We start from the raw sequence: 17342 nt of genomic DNA on the forward strand, positions 1-17342 counted from the left end.
GAATACCGTCTAACTATGACAAGCTACTTGCTATAAACAAAGCACAACATTAGCTACAACATACAAGCGGCATATCATAATAAAGACTAACTATCGCCGCTTTGCCTGACTCATAAGCTGCTTTTGATGCGCTCACTTAGCGTACTTTTTTGGGCAGCCTTGATGCGCTCGCTTGGCGGCCTTTTGGGCAGCCTTTGTGCAATGGCTTAGTGCCTTTTGAGCTGCCTTTGATGCGCTGGCTTGGCGGCGTTTTGGGCTGCCTACGAGTCTATAAATGTGCGAGGTTGCGTGTGGGGCAACGCTGTAGCTATTAGTGCTTGCAAGCTACAGATGGAAAGCTTGTTGCTATAGTTATTGTGGTAGCAATATGTCCTTTAAGACAGCAGCGTTGAGGGTGCTTGGCTTTAGCAGAGCACTCATAAGCATGGCGCAAAAGTGCGGGGCTTTAACCTTGTAAATATCAAGGCCGTTGCCTTGGTACATGGTCCAATAGGCTTGCTGATTGCGCGGCATGATGATGCTATCTTCTGTAGAGATAATGGCAGCGTTATAGACAAGCGGAGGAGTAGCAGCGCTTTTTTCTAAAGATAACAAGGTACTATCCCATGCCTCAGAGAGCTTGATGTATGGCATAAAGCGCAGCTCGCTTTTTAAGATAGCCATATCGCGACAAGCAAGTGAGTGCTTAAGATCATCAAACTCACTGTAAGTACTTGTATCCTCTGCAAAGTTCACATTTGCCTGCACTAGCTCATCTTCGGTGCTAATTAAGGTGTTCTCAATAAAAGCATCGTACACAGGAGAGGAGAAGCGACGATAAGTTGGATTAAAGTTCTTTTCAGTGATGCCGTAATTGTTATCTACGCTAAAGATGGTGCCGTTAAGGGCTACGGCAAAGCTAATCTTTTCGCTTAAATGTGGCACCTTATCAGCAAGAGCACGGGCCATACGTACACCAAAGCTCCAACCAATAATTTCCACTTTTTCGTATTTAGCAACTACTGCTTCAAGCTCGCTAGTATCGAGTAAGTCCTGTTCAAATATAGAACATCGCGGTCCTAAAGCATCAATGTCCTTAGAGATGTTATCAGCATACTCTGCTGTCAAGTAGACATCTGGGCAGGTCTCTTTTTCAAGATCATCAGAGCGCAAAATCTGCTGCAGTACAGCAGCATCTTGGCCAAAGCCTGAGACAAAGAGACGCATGAGTTTGTGAGTTACTAGGTCTTGATGATTGAGCTTTACTAATTTCATACAAATTTCACTCACAATTTGATTAATTTTTGAGCTAAATACGCTTAAGCTGCACGGGCAACTTAAGTCCAACTTTATTATATATATCGAGATTATTGCTAAATTGTTTAGGTAATTGCCAGTCAATTATCCTGAAAATTAGGCATTCTGCACAAATAGTGACATATTGCGCTTAACTAAAGCACTAATCAGCTCAATATCATCGATTCTTAAGTTGCAGTTTAAGCTAAGTCTCAAACGGGCCTTATTTTCTGGTACGGTTGGATGACGAATCGGCATAGCAAGAAGTCCAGCATCCTTAAAAATAGCATATGCCTTTAACGCCTTTTGCGAGTCACCAGTAATGAGCGGCTGAATCTGGCTTTGAGATGGACTAATACCTAACTCTTGCAAATTAGAGTGCAGATAGCTGCTAATCTTACGTAAATAATCGCGCTTGTAATGCATGGCATTAGCTCTAAGCAGGCCTACTACGTACATCGAGAAGGTGATATTAACTGGGGGCAGAGCCGTGCTGTAAATTAATGGGCGCATGAAGTTAACAAGATAGTCTTTAACCTCTTTAGAGCAGATTAAAAACGCTCCATGCGAGCCAATGGCCTTGCCTAAGGTGCCCATCAGGAAATCAACCTTGTCTAAAAGATTAAGCTCCTTACACAGGCCTAAACCATCATCACCAAACAAGCCAAAGCTATGTGCCTCATCGACATAGAGTAAGACATTATCATAGCGTTCTTTGAGCGCCACGATTTCTTTGAGCTTAGCCTGATCGCCGTCCATGCTAAAGACAGACTCAGTCACAATGACTACACTTTCATATTCGTGAGCATGCTTTTGTAAAAGCTGTTCTAAATGCTGCATATCATTGTGCGCATAACGTAAGGCCTTGGCCTCACTATGAAGCATGCCATCAATGATAGAAGCGTGGCTAAGCTTATCTACTAAAAGTAAGTCATGCTTGCCAAACAGCGCCGATAAAACGCCACTATTAGCATCAAAGCCTGAGTTTAAGTACAGACATGCGCGAGCCTTCACGTCAGGTGCTTTATAGCCTGTACGATCTTCTTCACTTGCTAAAGCATCATAATCGTTGATCTCAGAGCCACCCTTTGGCACACGCTTAGAGGCTCTAGCCTTAATCGCATCACTATCGTCATCAATGAGTGAAGAGCTATTGGCGTTATCCTGCTCTTGAGCTGCGCTTTCGTGATGTTCGTTAGTATCTAGCTCTTGAGTTACAGCGCCGGTAATTGGATCAGATGAGGCTAATTTAAGATCATCACCGACACCGTCAGTGCTAAAAGCATAAGCTGAGCTTGCTTGTGAGCAATTGCCTGAATCGCTATCAGCACAGCAGCAAGAGCCTTGCTTAAAAGCTTCTACTTCGTCCTTGGCTGCTTCATCGTATTTAGGAGTATTAGCGCTTGCTGAAACACCATATAAAGATGACTCATCCTCTCCATTAATGGATGAGAACATGGAGCCATTAAACAATGATGCAATCAGATCTTCAGCAAAGTAGTAGGCAGTGTGATTACCAGTTAAAAGACGGGAGCCAGTGGAGCCTGCACTAATAGCGCTGATGAGGAACTCACCTGCAAATTGAGAACCTGAGCTCTTACTATCGAGCATGGTTTCAATAAAAGTGGTAAAGAACTTCGGATCGCGAGCAATACACAGGTAATCATTGCTTGATAAGTCGATATACGGCATGTTATCAAGCATGATATTGTCGCCTTGGAAAGATACGAGTGGCAGCTCGCGTAAATTGCCTGCAAGCTGACGAGCCTTAAGCTCACTTCGTAATCTCTGATAAAAAAGCTTACCCACTTTATTCTATGTCCTATGTGCTTAGCCTCAAAAGAAGCATGCGCACTAAACTTATATTGCCTAAACTACGCTAGAAAAATGCACTCCTAAGCATAGTTAACAAGTCTTGATCTATTGCCTCTTGCTTTATTATCGGGCCGATAAGTTTCTTTAAGCAACATTCACTGAGCGCACAGTGACAAGTTCACATTGTCGCACTCTTGCTGCCTGTTTACTCTACTTTTGCAAAATGCGTAAGCAAAACGCTTATTTAAGCACTATTCGGCTCAAAATCTTTAGCAACATATCGTAGCTTATGCTTAGTAAAACTATCCAAAGCTAAGGCTTAAGCTAAAACTCTGTTCAATGTGTATACAACGCAAAATTGCACTGCATATTGCTTGATAACGCTAGTGTTTTGAACATTTTTGTAACGAGCCTTAATTATAGGGTCTGTTTAGCCTGCCCGCAATTATCTTATGCCTTGCTTCTTGCAAATGTTCATCAATACCCAAAGCGTAAGTATGCAAACAATTTGCGAGTAATAAGCTCATGCGACCTAAAAAACAGCAATCAGAAAGCAATAGCTAGCACACTCCTTAAAGACAAGTTAAGTATGTAAATTTGGCATTTGAGCAATTGATTATCTTACCGAGCGTCTACATTGCCTATTGATATATTAAATTGGCATATATAGGCCATCTAATCAAAAAGTACGTAGCATACAATATCTGTCTTAGACCTAAGTTAGACTAGCTTAAAAGCGCTTAGATGATAAGCTTTTTTAGTGCTTTTGCACAAAGTGCTTCTGTTAGTGATGGCTATGCTAAGATGAGGGCCTTTTTAGAAAAAAAGGAACTATATTGATGCTAGATTCTTCTGCTAACAAGACTCAGGCAGCTACCTGCTGTGCTGATACTGTAGAGAACCACACTCACTGCTCTTGCTCTGACATGTCTCAAGACCATGCTCGAAGTACCGCAGGAGCTTCTAGTCAATGCTGCTCTTCTGCATCTGCAAAGTCCTCATCTACCTCCACCAAGACCGAAAGTAGCTCTACTTGTGGCTGCCATGAGGCTCTCGACGCTTCTACTTGCGGCTGCAACGATGCAGTCGATGCTTCTACTTGCGGCTGCAACGATGCAGTCGATGCTTCTACTTGCGGCTGTGAAGGCAAGATAACTGGCGATATGAGCGGTCTTATTGATGGTGAGTGCCACTTTGAGGGCATGTCCGATGAGGCTGTAGCCGCTGAGATCGAACAGCGATTGGTAGCTGGTGGCAATATCAATGGTGCTGAGGCGCTCTACTGCATGGAGCGTATGGGCCTTGAGACCTTAATTGAGCTTAGCCACAAGATTACTTCACAAGTTGCATCAGCCCATGTCAGCCTGTGCTCTATCACCAATGTAAAGTCAGGCAAGTGCACCCAAGATTGTAAGTGGTGTGCTCAGTCTGCTCACTTTGCTACTGGCGTGGATATCTACGATGTAAAGAGCAAGGAACAGTGCCTTGAAGAGGCACGTCTGTGCTACAACAAGGGCGTCGAGATGTTCTCCTTAGTTGCAGGCGGTCGTAAGCCATCTAAGGTCGAGTTTGAAAAGCTTATCGAGATCATCGATTACATCAAAGAAAACCTGCCAATTAAGCTGTGTGCCTCTTTAGGCTTAGTAGATAAAGAGCAACTTACCGCGCTCAAAGAGCACGGTATCGAGCGCTATCACTGCAATTTAGAGACTGCACCTGATTACTTTAAGAACGTAGTTACCCGTCATACCGTTGAAGACAAGATAAAGACTCTGCTCGATGCACGTGATATTGGCATGGAGCTTTGCTCAGGCGGTATTATTGGCATGGGTGAAAACGACAAAGAGCGTGTAGAGCTTGCTCTTGCAGTGCGTCGCTTAGGCATTAAGTCTATTCCTGTAAACGTACTCCACCCAATTGCAGGCACTCCACTTGAGAATCAGCGCCGTCTTAGTGATGAAGAAGTCTTACGCGCTATCTGTATCTTCCGCCTCGTAAACACTGATGCTCACCTGCGCTTTGCTGGTGGTCGAGCTTTACTTAGCGATGAGACTGTTAACAAGGCTATCTACTGCGGTATCAACGCTGCCATTGTTGGCGATCTCTTAACTACCTTAGGCTCAGTAGTAGACGAGGATCGTGCTCGCTTTGCCAAGCATCACTATGATCTGCCTGACATCCCTGCACAGGTATCAGCTAAGGCCGATGCTCCAACTCTGCAAGCCTAATAAGCAAATCACAAGTATCTCTTAGCAACATGCCCATAGCGAAAGTTATGGGCATGTTTGCTATTGAGGCTTATACAAGCTAGCTACTTATACAAGCTAGCTATAAACAGCCATCTAACGCAGCAGCAGCCCAAGCCATGAGCCATGCCCAAACAGCTATACACCCTAGCAATAGCCTATGCACCAAACAGCTATACACCCAGGCAATGGGCTATGCTTGCGTACTCAAACAAGATAAGCACTATAATCTTAGGCCATTAACAGTCGTCCCATACAAATACGACGTTGTGCAGCCTTGATGAGGCAAGAAGGTGTATGCTTAGTGCTCTATGTAGCTGTGATACAGGCTTTATAGACTTGCGAGCATCAAGAATTAATTTTTTGTAACCCAAACTAGACTAAGAAAGGAGATAGCGCCTAATACGTCATCAGACGTTATAGCGCTAATAATCTATGAGCGAGTTAAGTTACCTAACTGATAGCTTTGACAAGAAGCACTTGTGGCATCCATACACTTCAGCTTTAGACCCACTGCCTGCGTTAAAAGTTGTCAGCGCCCGCGACCGTACTTTAGAGCTTATAGATGGTACCAAGCTTATCGATGCCATGTCCTCATGGTGGTGCTGTAATCTTGGCTATCAAATTCCTGAGATCACAGCAGCTTTAAAGCAGCAGGTAGATCGCTTATCTCATGTCATGTTTGCTGGTCTTACTCATGAGCCAGCCATTGAGCTTGGCAAGCGTTTATTAAAACTGCTGCCAGGTAATGAGCACATCTTCTACGCAGACTCTGGTTCTGTAGCCACAGAAGTTGCTATGAAGATGGCGCTGCAGTATCAGCATGCTAAAGCTGTTGCTTATCAAGACAAAGACGACGCGCCATTTAACTATGCTACCCGCAATAACTTTATTACCGTACGCTCTGGCTACCACGGTGATACTTGGAATGCGATGTCTGTCTGTGATCCAGCCGGCATGCACAATGTCTTTGGCTCAGCCATGCAACAGCGTCTATTTGCTCCTAATCCTCAAGCTCCTTTTAGCGGAAGCATTGTCTATTCACAAAGCCGCCCACAGCACGTCTCTTTAACTAAGATTGAAGAGCTAGAATTAGTGCAAAAGGATCTTGAGAATCTGCGTAAGATGTTTACAGAGCACTCAAGCGAGATCGCAGCCTTGATCTTAGAGCCAATCGTACAAGGCGCAGGGGGCATGTTCTTCTACTCTCCTGAGTACTTAAAAGGCATGCGTGCTTTATGCGATGAGTTTGATATCGTTCTTATCTTAGATGAGATTGCAACTGGCTTTGGTCGTACTGGAAAGCTCTTTGCTCAAGAATATGCTCAGGTAACTGCTGACATTACCATGCTTGGCAAGGGTCTGACTGCAGGCTATATGACCTTATCTGCAGTGCTGTGCGCCTCTAAGATCTCAGATGCAGTAAGCAAATCTGATCCATACGTCTTTATGCATGGCCCAACCTTCATGGCTAATCCACTTGCTTGCTCTGTTGCTTGTGCATCGATTGATGCCCTGCTCTCTAGAGATTGGTCTAATAGCGTCAAACGTATTGAAGAGCAGCTTAAGGATGGTCTAAAGGAGCTTTCCTCAGCCTCATGTGTTGATGAGATCCGCGTCTTTGGCGCAATTGGCGTGGTGCAGATGCATGAGCGCGTCAATGTTAAGGCTGTACAGCAAGAGTGCTTAAAACTCGGTGTATGGCTCCGTCCAATGGGCAATCTCTTATACTGCATGCCTCCATTTACCACCACAAAAGAAGAAATGGACAAGATCATCGCAGCTATGTGCACCATTACACGCAAGATCGATGACGGTTCCATCCCTGCCGTTCCTCAAAGCGTCTCTATAGAAGACAACCCTGTCTAAACAAAAGACCAAAAGAACGTATCGCAAGCTCTCAATGGTCTAGCCAAACCAATGGCTAGGCCATCAGGCATCAAGCTTTGCGGCAAAAAAAAGCATCTACTGTTATGCAACTAAATGAGACACTTATCTGATCAATCAGGCGTACTCAGCAGCATCTGCATAAAGAGTTAAGCATGTGACTAAGACAATGCGATAAGCCTACACATAAGTAATACTGCTTAGCAGCCGTCCATATTTTTAAAAGGTGATATCGTCGTAATCGTCGCTTACGTCCATATCGTCTGCGGCGCTGTAGAAGTCTAAATTGTCTTGACGCGCAAAGAGCTCATCAAATGGCAGGCTTAACTGAATTGAAGTCTGATTCTTAGCTACAGTAGCAATAACTGGGGTTTGGCTAAAGCGCTCAATAAGCTTTAATGAATCACGATGAGCATAGTTAGCCTGATCGTAGTCATTGATAATGATGCCTGGAACGTTAAGGCCCATACGACGTAAGTAGAGCACAGCAAGAGTAGATAAGTTCATGGACTTAGCACTCATACGAACAATTGGCACCACATTAAGACGCAGTCTGGAGATAATGTCTTCTTGTAAGAGCACCTCATTATCTTCCATGATGAGCGGAGAGATAATGTCACCAATGCCCTCTAATACCATGCAAGAGTGAGTAGCAGTATTCCAGCCAAAGCGCTCTTGGATGACCTGAGCGTCGATGTAATTACCGGTCTTACGACCTAATAAATGCACTGGACCAGAATGACGATAGATGTATGGGATCATCTCAGTAAGCTCCTGACCTGTTGGGACTAAGGAGCGGATTTGGGCGGCTTCACTTTGCTCAATGGACTTCACGCCAGTAGATGCACACTTAAAATAGCCTGGATTTAAGCCTGATTGTTTGAGCGCTTTAAGTAACAAGGCTGAGATGTAAGTTTTTCCAGCTTTTGGCTCGCATCCGAGTAAGGCCACACCAGGCATATTAATCTCCTAAAACTATGTACGTATCTAAAACAGCACCCACATTTTACTAGTAATAGCGGTCACTTTTTATAAGCAAGCGTACCTCAATTTGCTATTAACGGTACTAACTTTTCACTAGAAAGAGCACCTAAATTTGCTAAAACGGCACTCAATTTTCACTAGCAAGAGCACTCAATTATTACTAGAAAACGCGCTGAAAAAGCACGATTATTAACTTTGCTTTGTCTAACAAAGTTTGCTCGCAAGCTATTATTGTAGCAGCGCTTAATATCAAGCTGCTACAATAGCGTGAATCAATATCACAAAGGAAGAAATCTAATGGCCGACTATGCCCTGCTCCGTAAGCTTAATCTTAAGAACCCATGGCACCTTATCGCAGTTGGTTTTGGCAGTGGTTTAAGTCCTAAAGCACCTGGTACTGCAGGATCTTTTTTAGCCATGTTTATCTGCATGGGCCTCATCATGGCTCCTTGGTATGCAGCTCTGATCGCCGCAATTGTATTCTTCTTTTTAGGCGTTAAAGCCTGTAATGAGGCAGAGAAAGCTATGGGTACCCACGATCACGGCGGTCTAGTCGTCGATGAATTTGTGGGCATGTTTATTACTGTAATTGCATTCCCTCAAGGACAGTGGCACTTAGCTTTCCTTGCTTTTGTAGTATTCCGCTTCTTTGACATCCTCAAACCATTCCCAGTCAACGTAGCCGACCGCAAGATCACCGGCGGCCTTGGTGTCATGGTAGATGATGTCCTAGCCGGCATTTACTCTCTAATCGCCTGCCATATCATTCTTTACTTTACTGGCACAGCCCTGTTCATTTAAGGGAAGCGCCAAAACCGTATACAGCTCTAGCAAACTTATAAACATCTTCCAAATACGGCAAAGGCACCTCATGGTGCCTTTTTGCTAATACAGGATCGGTAAGCCTAGCTCCACACAGAAACTTAGGCTACCAAGCTAAGAGCCAATAAAGCCACCTGCCTGACGGTTCCATAAACGAGCATATAAGCCATCTTTATTTAGCAGCTCTTCATGAGTGCCTTGCTCAACAATGGTTCCCTGCTCCATCACCACAATGCGATCCATCATCACTAAAGTGGATAAGCGGTGGGCAATAGCAATAACCGTTCGTCCTTTCATAATGGTTTCAAGATTATCTTGAATGATGTGCTCAGAATCGGAGTCTAAAGCTGAAGTAGCCTCATCTAAAATTAGAACAGGAGCACCCTTCATTACCACACGTGCAAGAGCAATACGCTGCCGCTGACCTCCTGAGAGCTTAACGCCGCGATCACCAACCATGGCATTAAAGCCCTGTGCTCCCTTTAAGTCTGACAGGTTTTGGATGAAGTCTAACGAGTCGGTCAGGATAGCAGCTCGCTCTAAATCCTCTTCACAAAAGTCTGAGCAACCGTATGCGATGTTCTCGCCTACAGTACGGTGCAAGAGTGCAGGATCTTGAGCCACCATAGCAAACGAGTCATGCAGGTCTTCTTGACGTAAATCCTTGATGTTGACACCATCGAGCAAGATAGCGCCAGACTTAATATCGTAAAAGCGTAATAGCAATGAAATTAAGGTGGACTTACCTGCACCTGATGGACCAACCACACCAATCTTCTCACCTGGTTTAATGTGCAGATTGATGTTCTTGATAATGTTTTTATCATCGCGATAGCGGAAAGAAACATCTTTAAACTCGATATCACCCTTAACATCCTTAAGCTCATGAGGATGAGCAGGATCTTGAATGCTCTTTGGACGGGCAATAGTATTGATGCCGTCGTATACAGTACCGATGTTCTCAAAGATGGCACCGATCTCCCACATCATCCAACGAGACATATTGATTACACGAATGGATACAGCAATAGAGATCGCAATGGCTCCTGAGGAGATAGCGTAGTTTGACCATAAGAACAAGGCTAATGCTGCAGTAGTAATCAGCATAGCGTAGTTCATAAGCTGCACAGACACGTCAAACATAGTAAGAACACGCAACGCACGATATTCAGCCTTAATATAGTCACTCATGGCATCTTGAGCATACTTACGCTCTCGACCACGACCACCAAAGAGCTTCACGGTGGAGATATTCACATAGCTATCTACGATACGGCCAACCATGTCAGAGCGAGTATCCGCCTGTGCTTGAGCCATACGACGAAGCTTAGGAATAAAGATAAATACAGCGTTTAGATAGAGAACTAGCCATACCATCAGAGGGATGGCTAAGTACAGATCAGCATCTGCAAGCATCCACGCCATGGTCGCAAAATACACCATTAAGTGGACCAATACGTCCATGAGCTTGAGTACCGAGGTACGCACCGCCATGGCAGTTTGCATTACCTTGTTGGCAATGCGGCCTGCAAATTCTTCAGTAAAGAACGATAATGACTGCTCTAGAAGATAGCGATGCACCTGCCAGCGAATCTGCATTGGATAGTTAGACGAAACCGTTTGGCGCAGCAAGAGCGAATGCAGCACTGTAGCTACAGGCAAAACAATGCCTGCCACGATCACCATCAACATCAGATTGGTGCCATGGTTATGAATGAATTCAGATGGGGAGGAGGATTGAGTCCAATCAACGAGCAGGCCTAGACAGATAAAGAACAGAGCTTCACCTGCAGCCATGCATGAGGTCAAAAAGGCAATTATGGCTAAGAACGGCCACAGACCTTTAGTGTAGAAAAGGATGAAACGAATCAGGCCCTTAGGCGGTTCTCCTTTGAGCGCAGATGGGAATGGTGGAATCAAATGTTCAAAAAAGCGCCATATTCGCTCCACGATAACCTCCTGCAAGAATCAATAAGCCTAAAGACACAAGCTCCAAACCTCATCAAGAGGCCTAACGAGCTAAGACATTAGCTAAAACTTGAGCAAAACATTTGCCAAAGCATAAGCCAAAACAAACGCACATGCTCAATTAGCATCAGCTCAAAGCTACAGCATAGTATACGACATGAAACATAGTCAGATTATAGGCAGATAGCATAGATTTTAGAATGCCATACCCTCTAGCAACTGAAAAATCAAAAACATCCCCTCAAAAACGCAAAAGGCAGCCATCTGGCTGCCCTTCATAATTAATCTTAAAAAGATCTTTGAACCTGCTCAAGAGAGCAGATGCTACTCTTAGCCTAAGAGGCTTAAGCCAAGCTGAGGACGAGTGTTAGCCTGCATCAGCATGGAAGCAGCAGCCTGCTGAATGATTGACTGCTGAGATAAGTTAGCAGACTCTTCAGCAAAGTCAGCATCACGAATACGGCTTCGAGCATCGGCCTCATTAGCAGCAACGTTAGACTGGTTGCGGATAGAGCTCTCAAGTCTGTTCTGGATCGCACCCAAATCGGCACGCTTGCTATCAACCTGCGCAATCATCTGATCCATAGCAGTGATAATATCTTGAGGAGCATCAGCTACTGAGAAGTTTACCTTTACAGCGCCATTAGCATCTTCTTTTGTAAATGCCTTAGTTGCATCACCAAACTTTGCCTGATCTACACCACCATCGACACCAATTTTTGAGAACACAAAGTTATCTAATTGGAAGCTAATGGTATCACCCTTGTTTGATCCAACCTGCAGAGTAACTGTACCTGCCTTACCAACATCACCAGCAGCAGCTGCAGAGAAAATGGTGTTGTTTTTATTAGCCTCTTTAACACCATTGAGAATGGTCTTTCCTGCAAAAGTAGTTTGCTTAGCAATACGAGTGATTTCAGTTGCTAATGCAGAAGCTTCTTTTGACAAAGCCTTTTTATCTTCCATGGTATTTGTTCCGTTACTAGCTTGTACTGCTAAAGTACGGATCTTCTGAAGCATACCTGAGATCTCATCCATGCCAGCTTCAGCAGTCTGAGCTAATGCAATACCGTCAGAGGCGTTACGGTTGCCCTGATTGAGGCCATTAATCTGGGAGGTTAAACGATCAGCGATCTGGAGGCCTGCAGCGTCGTCTTTGGCGCTGTTAATACGCATACCGCTTGATAAGCGCTGGTATGTGGTGGTCAAAGAGTTCTGGACATTGCCGAGGTAACGCTGACCCTGAAGGGCGGAATAATTGGTATTTACATATACTGCCATGGCCTTTCTCCTAAGATGCTTTTTGCTCTATATAGCAATCGCTATGCACTATGTCAGGAGGGCCTGGCCGCTGACTAAGGAGCACTTGAATTCTGTTTTGCAGAGTCTACTTCACGACTCTGTCTGCTAATTATCTAATCGAATAGTGCTTCAGAAAATCACTTTCATCTAGAAAGATAATGAATGTTTAACATCAACACTCCTAGAAGCAGAAAACCCCGCAATTGCGGGGTCTCCTTAAAGAGCATAAAGCTCAAATCTTTAGCTTAAAGAGCTATTAGCCTAAGAGGCTTAAGCCAAGCTGAGGACGGGTATTAGCCTGCATCAGCATGGAAGAAGCAGCCTGTTGGATGATGTTCTGCTGAGTGAGGTTTGCAGACTCTTCAGCAAAGTCAGCATCACGGATACGGCTACGAGCATCAGCCTCATTAGCAGCAACGTTTGACTGGTTACGGATAGAGCTCTCAAGACGATTTTGGGTGGCACCTAAATCGGCACGCATACCATCAATCTTAGATATTGCAGTATCCATCAGCTCAATAACATTACCAATGTAATTGTCAGCTGCTGCATTTGAGAAGTCTGCCTTTGTAAAGGTTACAGTAACAGCACCAGTAGTCTTGTTAGTTAAGAAAACTTTACCAGCTGTTGCGTCAGTCAGAGCAGCGAATTTGCCGTGGCCTGCACCAATCTTTGAGAACATAGTAGATTGGGCTGCAAATGAGATAGTGTCACCCTTGTTGGAACCTACCTGCAGGGTCATGGTGCCATCAGCACCTGCCTGACCAGCTTTACCATTCTTGTCAGCATCAGCGTGCTTGCCAAAAAGTGAGCTCTCACCCATGCCGTTTAAAACGCTCTGACCTGCAAAGGTGGTCTGAGAGGAAATACGGTTGATTTCGGTCAGGAGAGCTGAAGCCTCTTTAGAAAGAGCCTCACGATCCTTAGAAGTGTTGGTGCCGTTTGCAGCCTGAACAGTTAAGGTACGTACTTTCTGGAGCATGCCGGAGATCTCATCCATACCTGCTTCCATGGTCTGAGCTAATGCAATACCGTCAGAGGCGTTACGGTTGCCCTGGTTGAGGCCGTTGATCTGGGAAGTTAAACGATCGGCGATCTGGAGGCCGGCAGCATCGTCTTTGGCGCTGTTAATACGCATACCGCTTGATAAGCGCTGGTATGTAGTAGTGAGCTGGTTCTGGACATTGCCGAGGTAACGCTGGCCCTGAAGAGCGCTGTAATTGGTATTTACATATACTGCCATGATAGACCCTTTATTCTTTGTGACTAGCTTCTGGAGATAACTTTTGCTTCAAATCTCAACAGTCAAGTAGTCTGGAATTCTGTTAAGGCTAGCTTGAACTTAGTCGCTATAACCTTCTAACTATTAGTACGGCATGGTTGATACGAAGTTAACTATTTTCCAATAATTGCTTATTTTGCTTTACTTTCATAGATACAACAAAATTGTACAATTTCGCCATATAAGATCGATGTTAATCAGATAAGCTTCACTTTAGATGTAAAAAGGCAAAGCGCTTTATCATGATGGTCTATTAGATAACATAAAATTGGCTTTGATAGATACAACATTGCTAACGTAAATTAGCCTGTGTTTTCTTGACTACAAATAACTGAGATTTTCAAAGAAGGTATTTGATTGAACAGCAGCTAAAGGCAATAAATTATGAGTGCAGTGCTGTGATCTTTTGACAGTGATCTTAGAGCTGTGATCTTTTGAAAGAATAGCTTATTGCTTTTTGAGGAGGGGATTTTCCAGGGACCCATCGAGGATAAAATTGATGAATCCCTGAGTAAGGAAAGGATGAGCTCAAAAGCCTTAAGGCCTTTGGCTCATGAAGTTACTGACTAACGAGCCATTGCAGATAAGATATCAGCAATACGGTTGTTAGCAACGTCAATGTGACGGGCTAAAGCTGCAGTGTGGTTTGGTAGCATTGCATCACCAACCTGGTTACCGCCTGCCATTACGTAGACTGGATTGAACTCTTCAATCATATCAAAGCGACGTAAAGCTTCTTTAACATTCTCAACGCCACCACGATCTATAACTGAGGAGTCAACAGCAATAAGAGCACGGAAGATGTTGGCAGTTACAGCGCAAACACCCTTAGCATAGTAAACGTTGTTATCAGTCTTGAAGTGGCCAACGTCAGTATTGTTCAGAACGCCTAAGGCATAGTCGGTCATAACTAAGCAGTACTTGATGATGTTGTAAACGTCATCAGACTTCATGTTGAATACGCCAGCATTCTTAGCATTGGTACCAATAGACTTTGCCCATGCTTCCCAGTTCTTGATACCGGCCTTGTACTTACCTTCAGCATCATAGATGAATAAGAAGCCCCAAACCTTTTCAGAGTAGCTGAAGAAACGTGAGGTAGCGTCAGCTAAACGAGGATCGATGGTGTCACGGTTGCCATAGCGGGCTACATCGTTAGAGATAACTTCTGATGCCGGACGAGTTGCATAGATAACACCCATCTGATAGTTAACGGTGTTATCGACAACCCATGGAGCAATCAGGTCGTTTGGCAAGAAGCCAAACAGAGAGCCTAGCTGATCTTGCAGTGCGTAATTAACTGCATTTGCCATTACAGTGGCACGCTCTTGATCAGTTGCCTCTTTGGCAAGTGTCTCTGGCTTGTATGGATTGCTAGATGGAGATGAAAACAGGCCTATAGCTAAGACCCATAAAATTAGTACACCAACAACAGCAATGATTGCGTTGCGGATCATTGTTCCTATACTCATGTGTAAAACTCAATCTAAGACATAAAAAACTGTGCACTTACAATCGCTAGGCACTAGCTGATTGCATATAGTATTTGTGCATAATATAAAATCATATCACCAAAAACTTAGACTAGTCTTTGCAATAGCCTTGCTTATAGCTATTGAAGTCTAGTTTTGAGCACTAGCGCACATACTTACTATCAAAAAATAAACATCTATCTGTTTCAAACTGCTCTCTTGCTGCTTAATGCACTCTAATAGTCGACAGAAAGTTGCACGGTACAACAAATCCTCATCCTAGCTTGTCTCTCTTTATCAAATTGCTATTTTTGCACGGGTTCTATGGCTTTTTTGATGTGTATCTTGGCATCTCAAGTACTTGTGCTTACGAGTGCATAGTTAGCTCATATCTTTGGTGCAATTGAGCAATTTTGGTGTTTTCAGGTGCAATGAAACTCATCAAGGTGATAAAGAATTGCAAAACAATCTGCTAAATCCCGATCTTATCGGACTTGTTGTGACTAGGATTTTTGCAAGGCACTCAACTCTTTACAACCTTTTCTATAAAATAGGCGCAAAGTCGATCATCTCATATGCTTTGCAACCAATACAGCGCCCGCTCCAAACTATCAAACATCATTTGGACAGACGTATGAGCGACAATGCATGCACAACGCTGCTAGCTAGTTTTCTAGTGAGCGACAGCATCTACATACATTGCCTGATTCTTTGACTCAGTTGCAAAAGCATCTTATCGATGCAGAGATTTGTTCAGCAAAAGCGCTCAGGCAAGACTACAACGTCTGCTTGTTTTCAAAGCCTCTTAATTCCTGGCAGATATACGGCTATACGCTTTTGGCAATATGCACTTTCACATTTAGCAGATGTCGGCAAATGTTTTTGTTATCTTCTAGCTCTTTTCGAGCTTCAATATTTGGGCGTTAAATATGAGTTCCGGTTCAAGTGGTCATTCAGGACGCACTGCATCCGCTGCCTTTTTGTATTCCTTTTCACTTTTAAATGGTGTAGGACGCCTTGCGCTCGCTGCTTTAGTGGGCGTAGCTGCAGTGATCGTCTCTACCCTCATGCCTAATGATGTTTTTGCATCTGAGCAAGTTAAGAAAGATGAAAACTCCCTGTACATTCTTAATTGGTCTGATTACATCGACCCAAGCGTACTTAAGGATTTTGAAAAAGAGTACAACATCAAGATTCACTATGATGTGATGTACTCAAACGAGGTGCTTGAGGCTAAGCTCATGGTTGGCAAGAGCGGCTATGACATTATTGCCCCATCAGCTCACGTACTTAAGCGCTTAGCCGAAAATGGTCTTTTATTACCTTTAGACAAGAGCAAGCTTAAAAACCTCTCCCACATGGATGAGGACAAGATGGCTAAAGCAGCTACTGTCGATAAAGATAATACTTACGGCATTCCATACATGGAGCTCTCTACTGGACTTGCTTATAACAAGACTAAGATTGCTGCGCTTTTTGGCAAAGACTTCAAGGTTGACTCTTGGGATCTTCTCTTTAAAGAAGAGTACTTAAAGAAGTTACAAAGTTGCGGTGTTGCAGCTTTAGACTCCCCATCGGACATGCTTTGTACCGCCCTTTTATACATGGGCCGCGATCCTGAGTCTACTAACAAACAAGACTATACCGATGCAGCACATATGATGCACGCCATGGGCAAGTATGTACGTTACTTCCACTCTGCACAGTACAGCAATGATTTAGCCTCTGGTGATATCTGTCTTGCTCCTGCATGGGCTGGTGATGCACAGCTTGCAAATCAGCGCTCTTTAGAGGCCAAGGGCGAAGAGATTGTCTATATCATTCCAAAGGAAGGTGCCTTAATGGGTTATGACATGCTGGCTATTCCAAAGGATGCAGAGCATGTAGATAACGCACATCTTTTCCTTAATTACATCATGCGCCCTGAGGTGATTGCTAAGATCTCCAACTATGTACGCTATGCTAACGCTAACAAGGATGCAACTCCTTTAGTTGATCCTGAGATCACTAGCAATCCAGGCATCTACTACGACAAAGAAACTCTTAAGCGTATGCATATCGTTGTTCCTCCAACCGAGGTTGAGCGTATCATGACTCGCACTTGGAACAATGTAATCTCAGCATCATCAGAAAAGTAATCAGTCAAGAAGCATAATCAATCTTTAAACTAGCTCTTGCAAGTAGATATTGCTTGTTGGCATTGCAAGATTGAGTGCTCTGAGCAGTTTTATTTATTCACGGCGGCCTATATCGATAAGATATGGGCCGCTGTGCATTTGGGCATTAGCT

General features: G+C 44.0%; 11 protein-coding genes. 4 read left to right on the forward strand and 7 right to left on the reverse strand.

Annotated elements, in window-relative coordinates:
* Window positions 1-351 precede the first annotated feature (351 nt).
* Window positions 352-1254 carry a hypothetical protein gene (locus H524_RS0102140; protein ID WP_027939046.1) on the reverse strand — a complete coding sequence of 301 codons (903 nt, stop codon included), beginning with the start codon at window positions 1252-1254 and terminating at the stop codon, window positions 352-354.
* Window positions 1255-1392: 138 nt separating this feature from the next.
* Window positions 1393-3084, reverse strand: a complete 1692-nt coding sequence (locus H524_RS16240) for an aminotransferase class I/II-fold pyridoxal phosphate-dependent enzyme (protein WP_052338849.1) — start codon at window positions 3082-3084, stop codon at window positions 1393-1395.
* A gap of 845 nt (window positions 3085-3929) precedes the next feature.
* Here H524_RS16240 and bioB point away from each other — a divergent pair.
* A complete protein-coding gene (gene bioB, locus H524_RS13770; RefSeq protein ID WP_211232146.1) occupies window positions 3930-5318 on the forward strand; it encodes a biotin synthase BioB in 1389 nt (462 codons plus the stop codon).
* A 453-nt stretch (window positions 5319-5771) separates the two neighbouring features.
* A complete protein-coding gene (bioA, locus tag H524_RS13775) occupies window positions 5772-7205 on the forward strand; it encodes an adenosylmethionine--8-amino-7-oxononanoate transaminase (RefSeq protein WP_044121278.1) in 1434 nt (477 codons plus the stop codon).
* 237 nt (window positions 7206-7442) lie between these two features.
* Here the strand turns inward: bioA and bioD are convergent, their stop codons facing one another.
* On the reverse strand, window positions 7443-8183 hold the full coding sequence (bioD, locus tag H524_RS0102160) for an ATP-dependent dethiobiotin synthetase BioD (RefSeq protein WP_027939047.1): 741 nt from the start codon (window positions 8181-8183) through the stop codon (window positions 7443-7445).
* A 321-nt stretch (window positions 8184-8504) separates the two neighbouring features.
* Here bioD and H524_RS0102165 point away from each other — a divergent pair, with 321 nt between their 5' ends.
* Window positions 8505-9008, forward strand: a complete 504-nt coding sequence (locus tag H524_RS0102165; RefSeq protein WP_027939048.1) for a phosphatidylglycerophosphatase A family protein — start codon at window positions 8505-8507, stop codon at window positions 9006-9008.
* 135 nt (window positions 9009-9143) lie between these two features.
* On the opposite strand, the gene H524_RS0102170 is transcribed toward H524_RS0102165, so the two are convergent.
* The 4 genes from H524_RS0102170 to H524_RS0102190 all read right to left on the reverse strand — a co-directional run bounded on the left by H524_RS0102170 (window position 9144) and on the right by H524_RS0102190 (window position 15038).
* Window positions 9144-10979: an ABC transporter ATP-binding protein gene (locus H524_RS0102170; RefSeq protein WP_156907513.1), complete on the reverse strand. Its 1836-nt coding sequence runs from the start codon at window positions 10977-10979 to the stop codon at window positions 9144-9146.
* A 348-nt stretch (window positions 10980-11327) separates the two neighbouring features.
* Complete coding sequence (locus tag H524_RS0102180) at window positions 11328-12278, reverse strand: flagellin N-terminal helical domain-containing protein (protein ID WP_027939050.1); 951 nt, start codon at window positions 12276-12278, stop codon at window positions 11328-11330.
* Window positions 12279-12555: 277 nt separating this feature from the next.
* Window positions 12556-13542 carry a flagellin N-terminal helical domain-containing protein gene (locus H524_RS0102185; RefSeq protein ID WP_027939051.1) on the reverse strand — a complete coding sequence of 329 codons (987 nt, stop codon included), beginning with the start codon at window positions 13540-13542 and terminating at the stop codon, window positions 12556-12558.
* Between the two features lie 605 nt (window positions 13543-14147).
* Complete coding sequence (locus H524_RS0102190) at window positions 14148-15038, reverse strand: DUF2333 family protein (RefSeq protein ID WP_027939052.1); 891 nt, start codon at window positions 15036-15038, stop codon at window positions 14148-14150.
* 944 nt (window positions 15039-15982) lie between these two features.
* Here H524_RS0102190 and H524_RS0102195 point away from each other — a divergent pair.
* Window positions 15983-17191, forward strand: coding sequence for a polyamine ABC transporter substrate-binding protein (locus H524_RS0102195; RefSeq protein ID WP_052338850.1), 1209 nt, complete (start codon window positions 15983-15985; stop codon window positions 17189-17191).
* Window positions 17192-17342: the final 151 nt, after the last annotated feature.

This window comes from Anaerobiospirillum succiniciproducens DSM 6400 (assembly GCF_000482845.1).
GTDB lineage: Bacteria > Pseudomonadota > Gammaproteobacteria > Enterobacterales > Succinivibrionaceae > Anaerobiospirillum > Anaerobiospirillum succiniciproducens.